The sequence below is a fragment of the Micromonospora lutea genome (genome assembly GCF_016863535.1).
Classification (GTDB): Bacteria; Actinomycetota; Actinomycetes; order Mycobacteriales; family Micromonosporaceae; genus Micromonospora; species Micromonospora lutea.
Genome location: NZ_BOPB01000009.1, coordinates 526,912 through 546,556 on the forward strand (window position 1 = coordinate 526,912; position 19,645 = coordinate 546,556).

Consider the following 19,645-nt stretch of genomic DNA (forward strand, 5'->3'; position numbering starts at 1 on the left):
GGTCGGCTCGGCGACGGCCGCCTAGACTCGCAGGCGTGTTGAACCGGATCGACCTGCGCGGTGGTGCGCGTGACCCGCGCCACCTGCTGCCTCGCGCCCAGCTCGACGTCTCGGTGGCCGTCGAGCGCATCCGCCCGATCGTCGAGGCGGTGCGCGAGCATGGGTATCCGGCGGTCCGTGAGGCCAGCGAGCGCTTCGACGGAGTCGCCCCGGAGGTGCTGCGGGTGCCCCCGGAGGCCATCGCGGCGGCCGAGGGCACGCTGGACGGCGAGGTTCGTGCGGCGTTGTTGGAGTCGATCGCCCGGGCCCGGCGGGTGCACGCCGATCAGCGGCGGGTCGACCACACCACCCAGGTCGTGCCGGGTGGCACCGTCACCGAGCGGTGGATCCCGGTCGACCGGGTCGGTCTCTACGTCCCCGGTGGGCTGGCGATGTACCCGTCGACCGTGGTGATGAACGTGGTGCCCGCCCAGGCGGCCGGCGTCCGGTCGCTGGTGGTGGCCAGCCCGCCGCAGCAGGACAACGGCGGCCTGCCGGATCCTCGGGTGCTCGCGGCCTGTGCGCTGCTCGGCGTCGACGAGGTGTACGCCGTCGGCGGTGCCCAGGCCGTGGCGATGTTGGCGTACGGCTGTGCCGTCGACGCCGCCGGCAGTGCGCACTGCGACCCGGTGGACATGATCACCGGTCCCGGCAACATCTGGGTCACCGCCGCGAAGCGGCTGCTGCGCGGAGTGGTCGGCATCGACGCGGAGGCCGGCCCGACCGAGATCGCGATCCTCGCCGACGACACCGCCGACCCGGTGCACGTCGCGGCCGACCTGATCAGTCAGGCCGAGCACGACCCCCTCGCGGCCAGTGTGCTGGTCACCCCGTCGGTCGCGTTGGCCGATGCGGTCGATCGGGAGCTGGCCCGACTGGTACCCGCGACCAAGCACGCGGAGCGGGTCGGCACCGCGTTGCGCGGTGAGCAGAGCGGCGTGGTGCTGGTCGACGACCTGACGGCGGGGCTGGGGGTGGTCGACGCGTACGCGGCGGAGCACCTGGAGATCCAGACTGTCGACGCCCGCCAGTGGGCGATGCGGGTACGCAACGCCGGGGCGGTCTTCGTCGGCGCGTACTCGCCGGTGTCGCTGGGTGACTACTGCGCCGGCTCCAACCACGTGCTGCCCACCGGGGGCTGCGCCCGGCACTCGTCCGGCCTGTCCGTGCAGTCGTTCCTGCGCGGCGTGCACGTGGTGGAGTACACCGAGGAGGCACTGCGGGAGGTTGCCGGCCACGTGGTGACGCTGGCGAACGTGGAGGACCTGCCGGCGCACGGCCAGGCGGTCACCGCCCGGTTCTCCGACGCGACCGTCCGCACGGGCAGTGAGCCGGCGTCCTCGCCGACCGGGGGCACCACATGATCGGACTGGACGATCTGCCGATCCGGGACGATCTGCGCGGGCTGTCGCCGTACGGCGCGCCGCAGCTGGACGTGCCGGTGCGGCTGAACACCAACGAGAACTCCCACCCGGTGCCGGAAGCGGTCGCCGAGGCGATCGGCAAGGCCCTCACGGCGGAGTTGCGTGACCTCAACCGCTACCCCGACCGGGACGCGCTGGCGTTGCGGGCCGACCTGGCCGGGTACCTCGGCCACGGGCTCACCGCCGACGAGGTGTGGGCGGCCAACGGTTCCAACGAGATCCAGCAGCAGCTGCTCCAGGTGTTCGGCGGGCCGGGACGCAGCGCGCTCGGCTTCACCCCGGCGTACTCGATGCATCCGCTGTTGGCGCTCGGCACGGGCACCCGGTGGGTGCCGGCCCGCCGGGGCGTGGACTTCGCGCTGACCGTCGACGAGGCGGTCGCGCAGGTCCGCGAGCACCGGCCGGACGTGGTCTTCCTCTGCTCACCGAACAATCCCACCGGCACCGCGCTCGACCCGGCGGTGATCACCGCCGTGCTCGATGCCGCGCCCGGCATGGTGGTGGTCGACGAGGCGTACGCGGAGTTCGCCCGGCCGGGCACGGTCAGCGCCCTGACGGTGCTGCCCGGGCACCCACGGCTGGTGGTGACCCGGACGATGAGCAAGGCGTTCGGCTTCGCCGGTGGCCGGCTGGGCTATCTGGCCGCCGATCCGGCCGTGGTGGCGGCGGTGCAGCTGGTTCGGCTGCCGTACCACCTCTCCGCGCTCACCCAGGCCGCCGCGCGGGCCGCGCTGGCGCACCGCGACGCCCTGCTCGGTACGGTCGCCGAGATCGCCGAACAGCGTGACCGCATCGTCGCCGAACTGCGCCGCCGTGGCCTACGGGTCGCCGACAGCGACGCCAATTTCGTGTTGTACGAGGTAGGTGGCGACCAGTCGACCGCCTGGCGGGCCCTGCTGGCCCACGGCGTGCTGGTGCGCGACGTGGGCCTGCCCGGCTGGCTGCGGGTCACCGCGGGCACCCGCGCCGAGACCGACGCCTTCCTCGCCGCCGTGGACAGCACTCGGCGCGAGGGTTCCAACGCCCCGCAGCCGCGACAGACGAAAGGCACACCATGAGCCGGACCGCCCGGGTGGAGCGGATCACCAAGGAGACCAAGGTCCTGGTCGAGGTCGACCTCGACGGCACCGGAGTGGCCGAGATCAGCACCGGGGTCGGTTTCTACGACCACATGCTGTACCAGATCGCCCGGCACGGCGGTTTCGACCTGACCGTGCGTACCGTGGGTGACCTGGAGATCGACGCACACCACACGATGGAGGACACGGCGCTGGCCCTCGGTGCCGCATTCGACCAGGCGTTGGGCGACAAGGCGGGCATCCGCCGGTACGGTTCGGCCACCGTGCCGATGGACGAGGTGCTGGTCCGGGCCGCCGTCGACCTCTCCGGCCGGCCGTACGTGGTGCACGACGAGCCGCTCCTGGCGCCCTACATCGGCCCGGTCTACCCGACCAGCATGACCCGGCACATCTGGGAGTCCTTCGGTCAGGCGGCCCGGATCACCCTGCACGTGGACGTGCTGCGGGCGGCCCGGCCGGGCGGGAACCCGGACGCCCACCACGTGGTCGAGGCGCAGTTCAAGGCGGTTTCCCGGGCGCTGCGGGAGGCCACCGCGGTGGACCCGACGGCGGGCGGGGCGATTCCCAGCACCAAGGGGGCGTTGTGACGAGCCCGGGTACGACGCGGCGGAGGTGTCGTCGGTGAGCGGCATCCTGCCGACGCTGCTGCTGATCCTGGCCGGCGTGCTGGTCGGCGGGGCACTGTCCCTGCACCGGCAGGGCGCACCTCGGGGCGCGGTGGTCGTCACCGCGCTGCTGGCCGCGCTGGCCACCGTCGCGGGCGTGCTCTGGCTGCTGCCGGGGGACGGGTCATGACCGGTCGGCACGGCGGGTCGGCTGCGGGTGGGCGACGCCGGATCGTGGTGCTCGACTACGGCTCGGGCAACCTGCGCTCGGCCGAGCGCGCGCTGGCTGCGGCCGGAGCGGACGTGCTGGTCACCGGTGATCTCGCCGCCGCGGCCGACGCGGACGGCCTGGTCGTACCGGGAGTCGGGGCCTTCGCCGCCTGCGTGGCCGGCATCGAGGCGATCGGCGCTGGTCCGGTGATCGCCGGGCGGGTCGCCGCCGGCCGCCCGGTGTTGGGCATCTGCGTGGGCATGCAGATCCTCTTCGAGTCCGGCGACGAGCACGGGGTGGTCACCAAGGGACTGGGCCTGCTGCCGGGCACGGTCACCCGGCTCGCCGCCGCCCGGCTGCCGCACATGGGCTGGAACACCGTGCAGGCGCCGGTCGGTTCGGTGCTCTTCGCCGGCCTGCCCGCGGACAGCCGGTTCTACTTCGTCCACTCGTACGCCGTCGTCGACCCCGCCGCGTTGACCGCGTCCGGGGCTCGGGTGACCACCGCCCACCATGACTGTGACTTCGTCGCGGCGGTGGAACGGGGCGCGTTGTCGGCTGCCCAGTTCCACCCGGAGAAGTCCGCCGAGACCGGTGCCGCGTTGCTACGCAACTGGCTGGCCACCGTTCCTGCCGGTGGCTGAGCCGGTGAGTGGCGTCCGCCGGGAGCCACGGTGAGCAAGGAACGGGCCCACCGCCGGGCGGCCCGGGAGGCGGAGGCGGCCCGGCAGCGGGTGCTGCGGGAGCGCGCCAGGGCTCGCCGGACCCGTCGTCGGGCGCTGGTCCGCCGGGTGGTGCCGACGGTGCGTCGTGGCCGCACGGGCCGGCTGCCGAGATACTCCCAGGGCGAGCGGGCCGCCATCGTGGCGCTCACCCTGGCCGCGATCATTCTCATCTGGGTGTTCGTGCCCGACCTGGCGTTGCGCGTCGGGCTGATCCTGTTGCTGCTGCTCGTACTGCCGGTGATCGTGGTGATCGCCCTGAACCGCCGTTGACCATGCGAGAAGGACAAGACACATGAGCCTCACCCTGTTGCCCGCCGTCGACGTCGCCGACGGCCAGGCCGTCCGTCTCGTGCAGGGCGCCGCGGGTAGCGAGACCACCTACGGCGACCCGCTGGAGGCCGCGCTGGCGTGGCAGCGGGACGGCGCCGAGTGGATCCACCTGGTCGATCTGGATGCCGCGTTCGGTCGGGGCAGCAACGCCGCTCTGATCGCCGAGGTGGTGCGCCGCCTCGACGTACGGGTGGAGCTGTCCGGCGGCATCCGGGACGACGCCTCACTGCGCGCCGCGCTGGCCACCGGCGCCGAGCGGGTGAACATCGGCACCGCCGCGCTGGAGAATCCGCAGTGGTGTGACCGGGTCTGCGCGGAGTACGGCGACCGGGTCGCGATCGGGCTGGATGTGCGGGGTCGGACGCTGGCCGGCCGGGGCTGGACCCGCGACGGTGGCGACCTGTACGAGGTGCTGGAGCGGCTCGACAAGGCGGGTGCCTCGCGGTACGTGGTCACCGACATCACCAAGGACGGCACCATGCGCGGGCCGAATCTGGACCTGCTGCGCGAGGTGTGCGCTCGTACCGACGCCCCGGTGATCGCCTCCGGGGGCGTCTCCACCCTGGACGACCTGCGTGCGTTGGCCACCCTGGAGCCGGTCGGTGTGGAGGGTGTGATCGCCGGTAAGGCGCTCTACGCGGAGGCGTTCACCGTGGCTCAGGCCCTGGCGGTCCTCGCCAACCCGTGATCCCGCCCCGGCCCTGCCGGGCCGGCGTACCGATGGCAGAGAAAGGACGCTCCCGTGCAGACCAACCGTGAGATCCACCTGGCCTCGCGCCCGCAGGGCTGGCCCACCGAGGACAATTTCCGGCTCGTCACCACCGAGGTTCCCACGCCCGGCCCGGGGCAGTTGCTCGTCCGCAACCAGTACATGTCGGTGGACCCGTACATGCGTGGGCGGATGAACGACGTACGGTCCTACGTGCCGCCGTTCGCCCTGGACGCACCGTTGGACGGCGGGGCCGTCGGTGAGGTGGTCGGCGGCGAGGCCGACGGGTTCGCCCCGGGCGACATCGTGCTGCACGGTCTCGGGTGGCGCGACTACGCGCTGGTCGAGGCGAAGACCGCCCGGAAGGTCGAGCCGGGCGTCGCGCCGGTGACCGCGTACCTCGGGGTGCTCGGGATGACCGGGCTGACCGCGTACGCCGGGCTGCTGGAGGTGGCGGCGATGCGCCCGGGCGAGACGGTGTTCGTCTCCGGTGCGGCCGGTGCGGTCGGCAGCATGGTCGGCCAGATCGCCCGGCTTAGCGGTGCGGGCCGGGTGATCGGCAGCGCCGGGTCGGCGGCCAAGGTCGCGCGACTGCGGGCGCTCGGCTTCGACGCCGCGTTCGACTACCACGACGGTCCGGTACGTGACCTGCTGCGGGCCGCCGCCCCCGAGGGCGTCGACGTCTACTTCGACAACGTCGGTGGCGAGCATCTGGAGGCCGCGATCTCGTCGATGAACCTGCACGCTCGGGCGGCGATCTGCGGCATGATCGCGCAGTACAACGACCCGGAGGCGCCGGCCGCCCCGCGTAACCTGGCCCAGGTCATCGGCAAGCGACTGACCCTGCGTGGCTTTCTGGTCAGTGACCACGGTCACCTGCGGGAGCGGTTCGTGCGGGAGGTCTCCGGCTGGCTGCGCGAGGGCACGCTGTCGTACGACGAGACGATCGTCGACGGGCTGGAGAACGCCCCGGCGGCCTTCCTCGGCCTGTTGCGGGGGGAGAACCTCGGCAAGATGCTGGTGCGCCTGTGACCGGCGGCGCACCCGGTCGACGCGGTGGGGCCGCCGGGCGTCGCACGGGCGGCGATAGGCTCGGCACATGACGGTGGCGGTGCGGGTGATCCCGTGTCTCGACGTGGACGCGGGACGGGTGGTCAAGGGCGTCAACTTCCTCGACCTGCGGGACGCGGGCGATCCGGTCGAACTGGCTGCCGCGTACGACCGCGCGGGGGCCGACGAGCTGACCTTCCTCGACGTCACGGCCTCCGTCAGCGACCGAGGCACGATGCTCGACGTGGTCCGGCGTACGGCGGAGTCGGTCTTCATCCCGCTGACCGTCGGCGGCGGTGTGCGGACCGTGGCGGACGTGGACACGCTGCTGCGCGCGGGTGCCGACAAGATCGGGGTGAACACGGCGGCGATCGCCCGGCCGGAACTGCTCGCGGAGATCGCGGAGCGGTTCGGTCGGCAGGTGCTGGTGCTCTCCCTGGACGTGCGGCGGGCACCGGCGGGCACCACTCCGAGCGGTTTCGAGGTGACCACCCACGGCGGTCGGCGGGGCACCGGGCTGGATGCCGTGTGGTGGGCGCAGCGCGGTGCCGAGCTGGGTGCGGGTGAGATCCTGCTCAACTCGATGGACGCCGACGGCACGAAGGCCGGCTTCGACCTCGAACTCATCGGCGCGGTGCGCCGGGTCGTCGACGTGCCGGTGGTGGCCAGCGGTGGAGCAGGCGAGGCGGCCCACTTTCCGCCGGCGATCGGCGCGGGTGCCGACGCGGTGCTGGCGGCCAGTGTGTTCCACTTCGGGGAGCTGACCGTGGCGGAGGTCAAGGACGTGCTGCGCGGCGCCGGTCACCCCGTGCGCTGAGGTCTGTCGGGGCGCTACGGGGGGTCCGGGTTCCGGTGGTGTGGTGGCCGATGGCGCGGCGGTCAGCCGCGACCGGAGTGCCCCTCGGGGGAGCGCCGGGGCACCGGAATGGACCGCACCAGGTATTCCTGCACGGCGGCGGCGTGCTCCTCCTCGTCGAGGTGCCAGTCTGCGGTGCCCGGCGGGTGCCGGCGGCTGAGCACGCCCTGCACGGTGTCGACGGTGGTGGCCAGCCCGGCGCTGGGCCGGGAGCGCCACAGGTGCTCGCCGTCGGTGGTGATCCGGAACCAGCCGTCGGAGACATCGACCAGCCCGGCGCCGAGCAACCGGCGGATCGCCTCCTCGATGTCGCGCCGCTCAGGAATGCTCTGGTCGAGGTGGTCGGCTGTGGAGAGCACGTCGGCGAGGCGTACTCCCTCGGGGCGGCGGGTGGTCGTGGACCGTCGGTGTCGTCCAGCACCGCTGGCGATGACCAGCGAGACGAAGATCCATGCGTCGGTGCGACGCCAGGCGTTGTCCCCCATGCGGAGATTCTGCCGGGCGACCGGGCTCCAGGAAAACACCGGCCGCCGTACTGCGACAGTGAGTGGCATCATGATTGCCGACAGTCCACCCGGGTAGACGGAACGGGTTCGATCCGCTATGTGTCCGTGGCGCTGGGTGGTCGTCAGGTGACCGGGGCAGGCGTGACCCGTTCCGGTGCCGGTGGGCTCGGCTCGGCGACGTCGAACAGGGGCAGGAACAGTTGGGCCAGCGGTCCGATGGCCAGCGCGTAGGCGATGGTGCCGATGCCGACCGTGCCGCCGAACACCGCCCCCACGGCCAGCACGCCGACCTCGATGACGGTGCGGACCAGGCGGAGTGACCGGTTGGGGTAGCGGGCGACCAGGCCGGTCATCAGCCCGTCCCGGGGGCCCGGTCCGAGTCGGGCGCCGAGGTAGAGCGCGGTGGCCGCGCCGTTGCCGACGATGCCGGCGACCAGCAGGCCGATCCGCAGGGGGAGTGGGTCCACGGACGGCAGCAGGGCCAGTGTCGCGTCGACCGCCAGGCCGATCACCACGACGTTGGCGACGGTGCCGAGGCCGGGGCGCTGGCGCAGCGGGATCCAGGCCAGCAGCACCAGCACGCCCACCGCGATGACCATCGTCCCCATGCTCAGGCCGGTCAGCCGGGACAACCCCTGATGGAAGACGTCCCACGGGTTCAGCCCGAGCCCGGAGCGGATCATCAGGGCCATGCTGAAGCCGTAGAGGACGAGCCCGACGAAGAGGTGCGTGAGCCGTCGGACCGGCCGGTGTCGGAGGTTGCCAATCATTGCCACGCATGCCACTCTAGGTGCCAATTGGCCACGCGATAGAGCCAATATTGGGAGAGTGGCCATGGTCAGTCAGGTTCGCGGCGTCCAATTGGCCCGACTGCTCGGGCAGTGGCATGCCCTGCCGGGCCGGCGACGCAGCCCCGACTACGCCGCGCTGGCCGGGGCGGTACGCGGTCTGCTCGCCGACGGCCGGTTACCGCTCGGCGTACGCCTGCCGGCCGAACGGGACCTGGCTGAGGCGCTGCGGATCAGCCGTACCACCGTCACGGCCGCGTACCGCGAGTTGCGCGACAGTGGCCACCTGGCCAGTCGGCGGGGCGCGGGAAGCTGGACGATGCTGCCGGGGACGCACCGGGTGGCGCCCAACGGGCTCTGGACCCCGCTGGACGACCAGGACATGCTCGACCTGGGGGTGGCGGCGTTGGCCGCCCCGCCCGAGCTGCTACCGGCGGCCCGCGCGGCGGCGGAGGACCTGCCCCGCTATCTCAGCGGTGCCGGGTACCACCCGATCGGGATCATCGAGCTGCGCGAGGCGGTCGCCCAGCGGTACACCGAGCGTGGCCTGCCCACCTCGCCCGACCAGATCATGGTCACCAACGGGACGCAGCATGCCCTGGACCTGGTGTTGCGGTTGGCGGTCGCGCCGGGCGGCGGGGTGCTGGTCGAGTCACCGAGCTATCCCAACGCGCTCGCGGCCCTGGCCGCCCGGCGGGCCCGGATCACCACGTACGGCCTGGCCGCCGATGCCGACGGTTGGGACGCGGACCTGCTGCTGGGCACGCTGCGGCAGGTGCGACCCCGGGCCGGATACCTGATCCCCGACTTCCAGAACCCGACCGGGCACCTGATGCCGGCCGACCTGCGGGAGCGGCTGGTGGCCACCGCGCACGCGGTCGGCACCGATCTCGTGATCGACGAGTCGTTCGTGGACCTGCCGCTGGACGGGACGGAACTGCCGCCGCCGACGGCGAGCTTCGACCGGCACTCCCGGGTGATCAGCATCGGCGGCATGAGCAAGCCGTTCTGGGGTGGGCTGCGGATCGGCTGGATCCGCGCGTCGGCGCCGCAGGTGCAGCGGCTGGCCGCCGCACGGGTGGGGGTCGACATGGCCAGCCCGGTGCTGGACCAGTTGGTCGCGGTGCATCTGCTCGACGTCGCGCCGGCCATCGTGGCCGCCCGGCAGGGCCAACTGGCCGGGCAGCGTGACGCGTTGCTCGGCGCGCTGGCCGCGCGGCTGCCGGAGTGGCGGGTCACGGTGCCGCGCGGCGGGGTGACCCTCTGGGCCGAGCTGGACGGTCCGATCTCCAGCGCCCTGGCGCGGGCCGCCGAAGAGGTCGGCGTACGCCTGGCCCCCGGACCGCGCTTCGGCCTCGACGGCACGTTGGAGCGTTTCCTGCGGCTGCCGTTCACCCTGCCGGCCGGCGATCTGGTCGAGGCCGTCGGCCGGATCGCCGCGGTTCGGTACGACCTGGACCGTGCCGGGCAGCCTCGCTGGCGGGAGCCGAGCGTCATCGCCTGAGCGGGCGTCGATCCGGCGATCATCGACCGTCGGCCGGTGGTGCCGGGCAGACTGCGGGGATGGGCGGCGCCGGCGGAGTGCGATGGTCACGCGGCCTCAGACCTGGCGCTCCCGGGTCCCGCACCACTCGCCTGGAACTCTTCTACGACCTGGTATTCGTCTTCGCCTTCATCCAGGTGACCACGCTCACCGCCGACAACGCCACCCCGCGCGGGCTGGTGCAGTGTGGGGTGGTGCTGGCCCTGCTCTGGTGGGCGTGGACCGGCTTCGCCGTGCTCGGCAACATGGTCCGCACCGACCAGGGCGTCGTGTTGCCGTTGCTGGGGTTCACCACCATGGCCGCAGCGTTCGTGTTCGCCCTGGCGATGCCGCGGGCCTTCCTCGACCTGCCCGGGGGGCTGCCCGGCCCGCTGGTCTTCGCCGTGTGCTACTTCGTGGTCCGGGCCATCCAGGTGGCGCTCTACGGCTGGCTCGCCCGGGGCAGTCCTGAGCTGCATCGCCGCTTCCTCTTCACTGCCGGGCGTGGGGCCATCGTCGGGGTGCTGATCCTGTCCGCCGCGCTGCTGCCCAAGGGGCTGACCGGTGAGCAGGAGAAGATCGGGCTGCGGCTGGCGCTCTGGATCGCCGCGGTCGCCGTCGAGTACGGCACCGCGCTGGCCCGGAGCGGCGGCGGCTGGACGGTGTTGTCCGCCGGGCACTGGGCCGAACGGCACGCCCTGATCGTGCTGGTGGCGCTCGGTGAGACGATCATCGGGCTGGGGCTCGGCGCCGGGTTCGTGGCCGCCCGGCCGCTGACCTGGCCGGTGATCGTCGCCGCGACGCTCGGCGTGACCGTGGTTGCCGGGTTCTGGTGGGCGTACTTCGACAGCTTCGCCCTGGCCGTGGAGCAGACCCTGCACCGTACCCGGGATCCGCAGGCCCGGGCGCTGCTGGCCCGCGACGCCTACACGTACCTGCACCTGCCGCTCGTGGCCGGCCCGATCCTGTTCGCGCTGGGCCTCAAGCGGCTGCTCGGCGGCGCGGCCGAGCCGGTCACGTCGGCCGGGGGGACGCTGCCCGGGTTCGACCTGCTGGCCCTGTACGGCGGGGTCGCGCTCTACCTGCTGACGCTGGTGGCGCTGGGCTGGCGGGTGCTGAGGCTGCGGCGTTGGCCGACGATCGTCGGCATCGTCCTGCTGGCGGTGCTGGTCCCGGCCGCCACCCGGATGCCGGGACTGGCCGCCCTGGGGTTGCTCACCGGGGTGGTGCTGGCGGTGACCGTGGTGCAGACGCTGGCGGACGCGCCGCTGCGTAGGCGGGTGCGCGGGCTGGCGTGGGCCGAGCAACTCGCCGCCGAGGCCGAGCAGACCAACTGGCGGGGTCGCCACCTGTGACGCCCACCGACCGTCGTCCCGGGGCGCGGGGGCCCGAGACGCCGGGCCGGGTCGGCCCACGCCGGAGTTCCGACGCGGCCGACCCGGGGAACCGTCCGTCAGATCTCGGCGACGGTGCCGACGTACATCTTGTCGATCTCCTCGGCGAAGTTGTTCTCCACCCCACGGCGCTTGATCTTGAGCGACGGGGTGATCTCGCCGTCCTCGATGGTCAGGTCGCGCGGCAGGATGGTGACCTTCTTGATGGTCTCCCAGCGGTTCAGCTTCTGGTTGAGCTCGGCGACGTACCCCTCCACCATGGCCAGGGCCTCGGGCGAGGCGACGATCTCGGCGTACGGGCGACCCTCCAGCGGGGTGCCGGCAGCCCATCCGGTGATGGCGTCCGGGTCCAGCGTCACCAGCATGGTGCAGTAGTTGCGGGCCTGACCGATCACCACGGCCTGCGAGGTGTAGGGACAGGTGGCCTTGAACATGCCCTCGATGTGCGACGGCGCGACGTACTTGCCGCCCGAGGTCTTGACCAGATCCTTCTTGCGGTCGGTGATGCGCAGGTAACCGTCGTCGTCGAGGCTGCCGATGTCGCCGGTACGGAAGAAGCCGTCCTCGGTGAAGGCGGCGGCGGTCTCCTCGGGCAGGTTGTGGTAGCCCCGCATCACCGGACGACCCTTGATCAGGATCTCGCCGTCGGTGTCGATGCGGCACTCGAGGTCGCCCATGGCCTTGCCGACGGTGCCGATCCGCAGCCCGTCGGGCGGGTTGACGAAGTTGCCGGCGCTGGTCTCGGTCAGCCCGTAGCCCTCGGAGATCGGCAGGTTCGCCGCGGCGAAGAAGGTGGCGATCTCCGGGCTGAGCGGGGCGGCGCCGGAGACCAGCACCCGGATCCGGCCACCGAGCCGGGCCTGGAGCTTGCTGAAGACCAGCTTCTCCGCCACCGTGTACTTGAGCTTCAGTCCGCCCGGCACCGGCTTGCCGGCCTGCTCCAGGGCGACCTTCTCCTTGCCGACGCCGACCGCCCAGGCGAAGATCTTGGCCTTCGCTCCACCGGCGTCCTGTGCGGTGGTGACCGACTTGTTGTAGACCTTCTCGTAGACCCGGGGCGCGCCGCACATCAGCGTCGGGCGGACCACCGAGAGCAGCTCGACGAGCTTGTCGACCCGGCCGTCCACGTACGTGGGCAGGCCGACGTGGGTGGCGCCGCAGAGCAGCGTCTTGCCGAACGAGTGGGACAGCGGCAGCCAGAGGTACTGAAGGTCGTCCTCGCGGAGCAGCCCGACGGCCTCCTGCGCGACGCCCTCCCAGCACCAGCCGCCGTGCAGCAGCTCGACGCCCTTGGGCCGACCGGTGGTGCCGGAGGTGTAGATCAGGGTGGCGAGGTGGTCCGGACCGATGTCGGCGACCAGGCGCTCGATCAGCTCCGGGTCCTCGGCGAGCCGCTGGGCCCCCTGCTCCTCCAGCTGGGTGAGGGTCAGCTGCGGCACGCTCGCCGACGCGTCGGGTTCACCGTCGAGGAGGATCACGTGGGTCAGCGCGGGCAGTTGCGCTCCGGCGATCTTCGCCGCCTGCTCCGGGTTCTCCGCGAACAGCACCTTGGAGCCGGAGTCGGAAATGATGTAGGTGGCGTCCTCGGCCTCGGTGGTCGGGTAGACCGTGGTCGTGGCGCCGCTGGCGCACATGATGCCGAAGTCGGCGAGCACCCATTCGAGGCGGGTGTTCGCCAGGATCGCGACCCGATCCTCCGGACCGACGCCCAGGCCGTGCAGGCCGGCGGCGATCGCCTTGGCCCGCTGGGAGACCTGTGCCCAGGTCAGCCAGACCGGTCCGTCCGGGCCGGGGTGGGCGAAAGCGTGGTGGTCGGGGGTCGCCGCCACGCGCTTGAGGAACATGTCAGGGATGGAGCTGTACGGTACATCGAGAGCCATCGCTGTAGCCGCCTTCGGGGGTGGAGGCGTGACGGTCGTCACGGTCGGTGTTCGTTACCGAAGAGTATTGCCTGTTCCCGGCATCGGCTAGCCCTGACGATCATCCCACCAGCCCGTTCCCGTCAGGTGGAACGGTCGTCTCACGCGTAGCGCGCCGCAGCCCGTGACCAGTCGTAGGTGGCCCGAATCCAGTTCCGTCGGGAGTCCAGCGCCGGACGCACCGCGTCGCCGTGGCTGGCCAGCAGCGCGGTCTCGGCCGCCAGATACGCGCCGAGCCGTTCGTTGAACCGGTCGGTGGCCGCCTGCAGGGCCGCCCATTCGTCACCGGTCTCCCTGGTCAGCACCGTGATCAGGTTGTGTGCGTCCGGCCCGCCCTGGTTCTCCTTGCGGTAGGAGAAGACGTCGTTGCACCAGCAGATCAGGTCGGCGGCGAGCATCTCCAGGGTGGCCCAGCCGGGGTCCGCCCGGCGGACGGCCGGCGGAAAGCCGTCCAGAGCCAGGTCGGTCAGGGTCAGACTGGGATACACGGCACCGGTGTGGCGGCGCATCTGGACGTACTCGTCGACCGGCGGGACCCGTTCGTGTTCCCGGTTGGCCGCCTCCCACAGCAGCGCGAGCAGATACTCGCGCATCCCGGAGACGAACCGCAGCAACACGGCCGGGCGACGGTGCTCGCGCACCCGTTGGCACAGGTCGGCCAGGCCGGCGGCCAGTGTCCCGGCCGCGCCGGGTGGTACCGGACCTGGCGCGCCCTGACGGTCCAGGACGTCCAGCAGGGCGGCCACGGTCGGCGCGAGCCGAATGGGCTCGGCGCCCAGTCCGTCCTCGTCACAGGCGTCGTCCATCACGAACAGCCAGGAGATGAGGTCGGTCAGCAGGCGGAGACGCTCCAGCGGGGCCTGCGGACAGGCTCGCCCGGCAAGGCCGGCGGCGTCCGCCCGGTGGAGGCGTTGCCCGTTACTGATCAGTCCGAGGTCCTGCGCCCAGTCCGCACTCTCTCGGGCCACGCGCTCGGTGTCGCCGTGCCGAACGCCGGCGAACGGGGGCTCTCGCAGGGCCGAGACCACAAATCTTCGCATTGCGCTCCCTGTCGCCGCCCCCCCACGAGGCGGCGCGGTCAGCGTACGGGAGCAAAGATGCTGGTCGCTCGATGAGTTGCGTAACGTTTCGGATTTCGCCGTGACCGGTTCCGCACACAGGGTTAGAATGCCAGGTTGGCGGCGTGCAACCGGTCGGTCAGTTCCGGGGCGCCGTCGAGCTGCACCCGGGCCGCGCGTTGCCGGCCGGACAGAAACAAGGCCAGCTCACCGGGCGTGCCGACCAACCGCAACGGTGCGTCGCCACGGCCGGTCGCCACCTCGCCGTGGCCGGGTGCCTGGACCAGCAACCGGGCCGGGAAGCGGCGCAGGGCCAGCCGACCGAGGGCCGACACCCGACGCCACAGCGCCTGCTCCAACCCCGCCGGCAGGTCGCGGGGCTGCCAGTCGGCCTGGGCGCGGCGTACGTCCTCGTGATGGATGAAGAACTCCAGCGTGTTGGCCAGCTCATCGGTCAACGGGTTGCTGACCGGGCTCCACAACGGAGGACGCCCCACCTGGTCGAGCAGCTCGGTCCAGTCGCGGGCGGCGACCTGACGTCGCACCCGTTCGGCGTACCCGCTCAGCGGCGGGAGGAAGATGCCGGGCGCGGCGTCCGGACGACGCTCCCGGACCACCAGGTGCGCGGCGAGATCGCGGGTCGTCCAGCCCTCGTTGAGGGTCGGAGCGTCGGGGCCCAGGGCGGCCATCAGTGCAGTGAGCGCCTCGCGCTCCGATCGGGCGTACCTCGGCATGACAGTGATCGTAGGCCGGTAGGGACCACGTCGCCTGCCGAGCGCGTGAGCGAGCGAACCATCGGGTTCAGCAGCGTGGCGCGACCGGGCCGATCCGGTTCGCCGGGGTGACGTCGGACATATCCCCGCGGGTCGGCGGACCCGGCGCGCAGCGGTAAGGATGAGGGAGGATGATGGCGGCTTACGGCGGGGGAGAATGTGGCGAGCGGGACTAGTCGGGAGGTGCTCGGTCGGGGGATGACCGTCCTCGGGCGGGCCATCCGGGAACAACCGAGGATCTTCGCGGTCGCGGTGTCCGGCAGCGTGCTGTTCGGCCTGATGGTGGTCGCCAGCGCGTTCGTGGTCGGCGCGGTGGTCGGCGAGGTGGTGGTGCCGGCCGTCGAGAGCGGATCGGTGGCGGTGGGCACGCTGGCGTTGGCCGCCGCCGCGCTGCTCGGGCTGAGCGTGCTGCGGGTGGTCGGCATCTTCGGTCGACGGCTGGGCGCCGGGTACATGCAGTTCCGCCTACAGGCCGCCTATCGCCGCCGGGTCACCCGCCGCTACCTGGAGCTGCCGCTGTCCTGGCACCACCGCAACGCGACCGGGACCCTGTTGTCCAACGCCAACTCCGATGTCGAGGCCGCCTGGCAGCCGATCGCGCCGTTGCCCTTCGCGGTGGGCACGCTGGTGATGCTGGTCGGTGCCGTGGCGTCGCTGTTCGCCGTCGACTGGGCGCTGGCGCTGGTCGGGCTGGCCGTCTTCCCGGCCCTGTTCGCGCTCAACGTGGCGTACTCCCGTCGGATGGCACCGCGTCAGACGCGGGCGCAACGCCTACGGGCCGAGGTCAGCGGCATCGCGCACGAGAGCTTCGACGGCGCGCTGGTGGTCAAGACGATGGGTCGGGAGGCCCAGGAGACCGACCGGTTCGCGGCCCGGGCCGGCCAGTTGCGCGACGCGCTGATCTCGGTCGGTCGGCTGCGCGGCATCTTCGATCCGCTGCTGGAGACGCTGCCCAGTCTCGGCACCCTCGCGGTGCTGGTGGTCGGTGCGTACCGCCTGCGGCAGGGTGCCATCGAGGTGTCCGAGCTGGTCAGTGTGGCTTTCCTCTTCACCGTGCTGGCCTTTCCCGTGCGGGCCATCGGGTGGGTGCTGGCCGAACTGCCGCGCAGCGTCGCCGGCTGGGACCGGATCCGCCGGGTGCTCGACGCCACCGGAGAGATGGCGTACGGCGACACCCGGCTGGACCCGGCGGTGACCGCCCCGGCCACGCTCACCTTCGCCGACGTCGGATTCGCCTACGAACCCGCCGAGGCGCACCTGCCCGGCGCCGAGGTGTTGGGCGAGGTCTCCTTCACCGTGCCGGCCGGAAAGACCGTCGCCCTGGTCGGTCCGACCGGCGCCGGCAAGTCCACCGTCACCGCGTTGGCGGTCCGGCTGGTCGATCCCCGGTCGGGCTCGGTCAGCATCGACGGCGTGGATGTGCGCGAGCTGGCCGCGGACGTGCTCGCCGGCACCGCGGCGCTGGTCGCCCAGGTGCCGTTCGTCTTCGACGACACGGTTCGGGCCAACGTCTCGCTGGACCGCCCCGGCGTCGACGACGAGGCCGTCTGGGCCGCGTTGCGGCTGGCTGAGGCTGACGGCTTCGTCGCCGCCCTGCCGGACGGGCTGGACACCATGGTCGGTGAGCGGGGCACCTCGCTCTCCGGCGGTCAGCGGCAGCGACTCACGCTCGCGCGGGCGTTGGCGGGCCGCCCTCGCCTGCTGGTGCTCGACGACGCGACCAGCGCCGTCGACCCCCGGGTGGAGGCTGCCATCCTGGCCGGGCTGCGCTCGTCGGCCGGGGGCGGTCCAGGCGCGTCGATCCTGGTGGTGGCCTACCGGCGGGCGACCATCGCTCTCGCCGACGAGGTCATCTACCTGGAGCAGGGGCGGGTGGTGGCGCGGGGCACCCACCCCACGTTGTTGGCCACCGTGCCGGGCTACGCGGATCTCGTCACCGCTTACGAGCAGGCCGAGGTCGACCACGACCGGCAGCGCACGTACGACGAGGTCACTCCGATGACCTCCGGACTGGAGGTGGACCGGTGAGCGTGAGCAGTGCCTCTGTCCGCTCCGGCATCGCCGACGAAGGGTGGATTCGGTGACGGTCGACGAAGCGCCGCAGCCGGCGGAGTCGACGTGGCGGACGATGCGTCGAGGGCTGGCGCTCTCCCCGGAGCTACGGGTCGGGCTGGCCGGCACCCTCGGGCTGGCGCTGGTGTACATGGTCGGCCGGGTGGCCGTGCCGGTGGCGGTGCAGCAGGGCATCGACCGGGGCATCGCCGGCGGGTTGGACCTGGACGCGTTGTTCGTGGTCGTGTCGGTCACCGCGGCGGTGCTGGTGGTGACGACGACGTGTGGCTACCTGATGATGCGCCGACTCTTCACGGTCAGCGAGACGGCGCTGGCCGGGGTCCGGATCCGCGCCTTCCGGCACGTGCACGACCTGTCGATGCTGCACCAGCAGTCGGAGCGGCGGGGTTCGCTGGTTTCCCGGGTCACCAGCGACGTCGACCAGATCACCCAGTTCCTCCAGTGGGGTGGGGTGATCCTGCTGGTCAACCTGGGTCAGCTGGCGGTCACCACGGCGGTGATGCTGGCCTACTCGTGGCAGTTGACGCTTGTGGTCTTCGCCGCCTTCGGACCGGCGGTGCTGGTGATCCGGCTGCTCCAACGTCGGCTCGCCGCGGCGTACGGGGTGGTCCGGCAGCGCACCGGGGCCCTGCTGGCGGCGGTCGGGGAGAGCGTGGTCGGCGCGCCGGTGATCCGGGCGTACGGCATCGCGGGGCGCACCGGCCGGCGGCTGGACGAGGCGATCGACGGTCAACGGCGAGCCCAGCAGAAGGCGATCCGGATCAGTATTTTCGGCAGCTCGGTCGGTGAGCTGGCCGCCGGTTTGGCGTTGGCCGGTGTGGTGGTGCTCGGGGTGTTCCTCGGTGCCGACCAGACGCTGAGCATCGGTGAGATCACCGCGTTCCTGTTTCTGGTGACGCTCTTCATCCAGCCGGTGCAGATCGCCACCGAGGTGCTCAACGAGGCGCAGAACGCGATTGCCGGCTGGCGTCGGGTGCTCGACGTGCTGGATGTCGCCCCCGATGTGGCGGATCCGGGGCCGCAGGGGCGCGAGCTGCCCAGCGGGCCGTTGGACATCCGCTTCGGCGGGGTGCGGTTCGCCTATCCGGGCGGCCCGACCGTGCTGCACGACGTCAGCCTGGAGATTCCGGCGAAGAGTCGGGTGGCGGTGGTCGGTGAGACCGGTAGCGGTAAGACCACCTTCGCCAAACTGGTGACCCGGCTGATGGACCCCACGGCGGGGGCGGTGCTGCTGTCCGGGGTGCCACTGACCGACGTGCGTTTCGACTCGCTGCGTTCCCGGGTGGTGATGGTTCCGCAGGATGGTTTCCTGTTCGACGCCACGGTGGCCGACAACGTCCGCTTCGCCCGTCCGGAGCTGACCGATGAGCAGCTCACCACCGCTTTCACCGAGTTGGGCCTGGCTGACTGGCTGGACGGACTGCCGGCCGGGCTGGCGACCGGGGTGGGCGAGCGTGGCGAGGCGTTGAGCGTGGGAGAGCGCCAGTTGGTGGCGTTGGCCCGGGCGTACGTGGCCGATCCGGATCTGCTGGTGCTGGACGAGGCGACCAGTGCGGTGGACCCGGCCACGGAGGTGCGGCTGCAACGGACGTTGGACGCGGTGACCCGGGGCCGGACCACCCTGGCGATCGCGCACCGGCTCTCGACCGCGCAGAACGCCGACGAGGTGATCGTGGTGGACCGGGGGCGGATCGTGCAGCGTGGCTCGCACGAGGAGTTGATCCGGGAACCGGATTCGGTGTACGGCCTGCTGTACGCCTCGTGGCTTGAGCAGACCCGGTAGACGTCAGGGGACCGATGCCATACCCTCCGAGTTAGGTAAGCCTAACCTCAAAGGAGGTCGTGCCATGCGGCCCAGCCCCGCTGAGATCGTCCGGACCCTGGTGGCGGGTCGGTTGCCCGGCCTCGTTCACCTGGCCTGCCGACCTGGTCTGCACCACGTGCGCCACGCCACCGACGGTGAGGGCCGGGTGCTGCTGCTGGTGCCGGTGGTCAGCGATCTCGCGGCGGCGTTCCGCGCCGGTGCCGAGCAGCACCGCGCGGTCGCGGTGGTGCTCGACGTGCTCGACCTGCCGCCCGCCGCCGGGGCGCCGTCACTCGGTCGGGCGCTGGTCTCCGGTTGGGCGCGTGAGGTGACCGGCGACGAGGCACGTGCCGCCGCGGTGGACTTCGCCGAGGTGGAGCCCACCGGCGACCTGCTCGACGTCGGCACCCGCTTCCGGCTGTTCCGTTTCGAGGTGGCCGAAGCGCGCTGGCACCGGGCCGGCGACCTGCGCCGGATCGACCCTCAGGCGTACGCGGAGGCTGAGCCGGACCCGCTGCACCCGGTCGAGGCGGGGCTGCTCGCCCACCTGGGCGAGGAACACGCCCAGCGGATGACGGACTATCTGCGCCGGCAGCTCGGTCTGGCCGCCGGTCCGGCCGAGCACGCGCCCCGCGTCGAGCGGATCGACCGGTACGGAATGCTGGTGACCTTCGGCCGACCGGGCGGCCGGCGACGGGCCCGACTCACCTTCGGTCGCCGACTGGCCGACCAGGCCGACCTGACCCGCCTGCTGCACCCGGTGTTCTGCGTGAGCTGAGC

At 72.2% G+C, this 19,645-nt stretch carries 19 protein-coding genes; 14 read left to right on the plus strand and 5 right to left on the minus strand.

Features of this window, described 5'->3' with window-relative positions; all coding sequences use genetic code 11:
• Nucleotides 1-35: 35 nt before the first annotated feature.
• The 9 genes from hisD to hisF all read left to right on the plus strand — a co-directional run bounded on the left by hisD (nucleotide 36) and on the right by hisF (nucleotide 6,989).
• Nucleotides 36-1,403 carry a histidinol dehydrogenase gene (gene hisD, locus Vlu01_RS10185; protein ID WP_203996942.1) on the plus strand — a complete coding sequence of 456 codons (1,368 nt, stop codon included), beginning with the start codon at nucleotides 36-38 and terminating at the stop codon, nucleotides 1,401-1,403.
• Nucleotides 1,400-2,521, plus strand: coding sequence for a histidinol-phosphate transaminase (locus Vlu01_RS10190; RefSeq protein ID WP_203996944.1), 1,122 nt, complete (start codon nucleotides 1,400-1,402; stop codon nucleotides 2,519-2,521). Before hisD ends, Vlu01_RS10190 begins: the two co-directional genes overlap by 4 nt.
• Nucleotides 2,518-3,129, plus strand: a complete 612-nt coding sequence (gene hisB / locus Vlu01_RS10195) for an imidazoleglycerol-phosphate dehydratase HisB (protein ID WP_203996946.1) — start codon at nucleotides 2,518-2,520, stop codon at nucleotides 3,127-3,129. The genes Vlu01_RS10190 and hisB overlap by 4 nt, the downstream gene beginning before the upstream one ends.
• Before the next feature lie 34 nt (nucleotides 3,130-3,163).
• The gene (locus Vlu01_RS10200; protein ID WP_373307333.1) at nucleotides 3,164-3,337 is read left to right on the plus strand and encodes a CG2302 family histidine operon protein; all 174 of its coding nucleotides are present in this window, start codon (nucleotides 3,164-3,166) and stop codon (nucleotides 3,335-3,337) included.
• Entirely contained in the window at nucleotides 3,334-4,002 is a 669-nt protein-coding gene (gene hisH / locus Vlu01_RS10205) for an imidazole glycerol phosphate synthase subunit HisH (RefSeq protein WP_203996950.1), read from the plus strand. Before Vlu01_RS10200 ends, hisH begins: the two co-directional genes overlap by 4 nt.
• Nucleotides 4,003-4,032: 30 nt before the next feature.
• On the plus strand, nucleotides 4,033-4,353 hold the full coding sequence (locus tag Vlu01_RS10210) for a hypothetical protein (RefSeq protein ID WP_203996952.1): 321 nt from the start codon (nucleotides 4,033-4,035) through the stop codon (nucleotides 4,351-4,353).
• Between the two features lie 22 nt (nucleotides 4,354-4,375).
• On the plus strand, nucleotides 4,376-5,101 hold the full coding sequence (gene priA / locus Vlu01_RS10215) for a bifunctional 1-(5-phosphoribosyl)-5-((5-phosphoribosylamino)methylideneamino)imidazole-4-carboxamide isomerase/phosphoribosylanthranilate isomerase PriA (protein WP_203996954.1): 726 nt from the start codon (nucleotides 4,376-4,378) through the stop codon (nucleotides 5,099-5,101).
• 54 nt (nucleotides 5,102-5,155) lie between these two features.
• Nucleotides 5,156-6,154 (plus strand): NADP-dependent oxidoreductase, encoded by a 999-nt coding sequence (locus tag Vlu01_RS10220; protein ID WP_203996956.1) that lies wholly within the window; start codon nucleotides 5,156-5,158, stop codon nucleotides 6,152-6,154.
• A 67-nt stretch (nucleotides 6,155-6,221) separates the two neighbouring features.
• Nucleotides 6,222-6,989, plus strand: coding sequence for an imidazole glycerol phosphate synthase subunit HisF (gene hisF / locus Vlu01_RS10225; protein WP_203996959.1), 768 nt, complete (start codon nucleotides 6,222-6,224; stop codon nucleotides 6,987-6,989).
• Between the two features lie 62 nt (nucleotides 6,990-7,051).
• Here the strand turns inward: hisF and Vlu01_RS10230 are convergent, their stop codons facing one another.
• Nucleotides 7,052-7,513 (minus strand): hypothetical protein, encoded by a 462-nt coding sequence (locus tag Vlu01_RS10230; RefSeq protein WP_203996961.1) that lies wholly within the window; start codon nucleotides 7,511-7,513, stop codon nucleotides 7,052-7,054.
• A gap of 143 nt (nucleotides 7,514-7,656) precedes the next feature.
• Nucleotides 7,657-8,310: a membrane protein YczE gene (gene yczE, locus Vlu01_RS10235; RefSeq protein WP_203996963.1), complete on the minus strand. Its 654-nt coding sequence runs from the start codon at nucleotides 8,308-8,310 to the stop codon at nucleotides 7,657-7,659.
• Between the two features lie 58 nt (nucleotides 8,311-8,368).
• Between yczE and yczR the strand changes: the two genes are divergently transcribed.
• Nucleotides 8,369-9,826 (plus strand): MocR-like transcription factor YczR, encoded by a 1,458-nt coding sequence (gene yczR / locus Vlu01_RS10240; protein WP_203996964.1) that lies wholly within the window; start codon nucleotides 8,369-8,371, stop codon nucleotides 9,824-9,826.
• Nucleotides 9,827-9,885: 59 nt separating this feature from the next.
• Nucleotides 9,886-11,199: a low temperature requirement protein A gene (locus Vlu01_RS10245; protein ID WP_203996965.1), complete on the plus strand. Its 1,314-nt coding sequence runs from the start codon at nucleotides 9,886-9,888 to the stop codon at nucleotides 11,197-11,199.
• A gap of 98 nt (nucleotides 11,200-11,297) precedes the next feature.
• Here Vlu01_RS10245 and Vlu01_RS10250 read toward each other — a convergent pair whose 3' ends face one another.
• From Vlu01_RS10250 to Vlu01_RS10260, 3 genes are all read right to left on the minus strand, one after another.
• Nucleotides 11,298-13,118, minus strand: a complete 1,821-nt coding sequence (locus Vlu01_RS10250) for an AMP-dependent synthetase/ligase (RefSeq protein WP_203996966.1) — start codon at nucleotides 13,116-13,118, stop codon at nucleotides 11,298-11,300.
• 140 nt (nucleotides 13,119-13,258) lie between these two features.
• Entirely contained in the window at nucleotides 13,259-14,197 is a 939-nt protein-coding gene (locus Vlu01_RS10255) for a terpene synthase family protein (RefSeq protein ID WP_203996967.1), read from the minus strand.
• A gap of 122 nt (nucleotides 14,198-14,319) precedes the next feature.
• Nucleotides 14,320-14,949 carry a TIGR03085 family metal-binding protein gene (locus Vlu01_RS10260; RefSeq protein WP_203996968.1) on the minus strand — a complete coding sequence of 210 codons (630 nt, stop codon included), beginning with the start codon at nucleotides 14,947-14,949 and terminating at the stop codon, nucleotides 14,320-14,322.
• A 198-nt stretch (nucleotides 14,950-15,147) separates the two neighbouring features.
• On the opposite strand from Vlu01_RS10260, the gene Vlu01_RS10265 reads away from it, so the two are divergent.
• The 3 genes from Vlu01_RS10265 to Vlu01_RS10275 all read left to right on the plus strand — a co-directional run bounded on the left by Vlu01_RS10265 (nucleotide 15,148) and on the right by Vlu01_RS10275 (nucleotide 19,643).
• A complete protein-coding gene (locus tag Vlu01_RS10265) occupies nucleotides 15,148-17,016 on the plus strand; it encodes an ABC transporter ATP-binding protein (protein ID WP_239095807.1) in 1,869 nt (622 codons plus the stop codon).
• A gap of 100 nt (nucleotides 17,017-17,116) precedes the next feature.
• The gene (locus Vlu01_RS10270; RefSeq protein ID WP_203997121.1) at nucleotides 17,117-18,844 is read left to right on the plus strand and encodes an ABC transporter ATP-binding protein; all 1,728 of its coding nucleotides are present in this window, start codon (nucleotides 17,117-17,119) and stop codon (nucleotides 18,842-18,844) included.
• Between the two features lie 64 nt (nucleotides 18,845-18,908).
• The gene (locus Vlu01_RS10275) at nucleotides 18,909-19,643 is read left to right on the plus strand and encodes a DUF2470 domain-containing protein (protein ID WP_203996969.1); all 735 of its coding nucleotides are present in this window, start codon (nucleotides 18,909-18,911) and stop codon (nucleotides 19,641-19,643) included.
• Nucleotides 19,644-19,645: the final 2 nt, after the last annotated feature.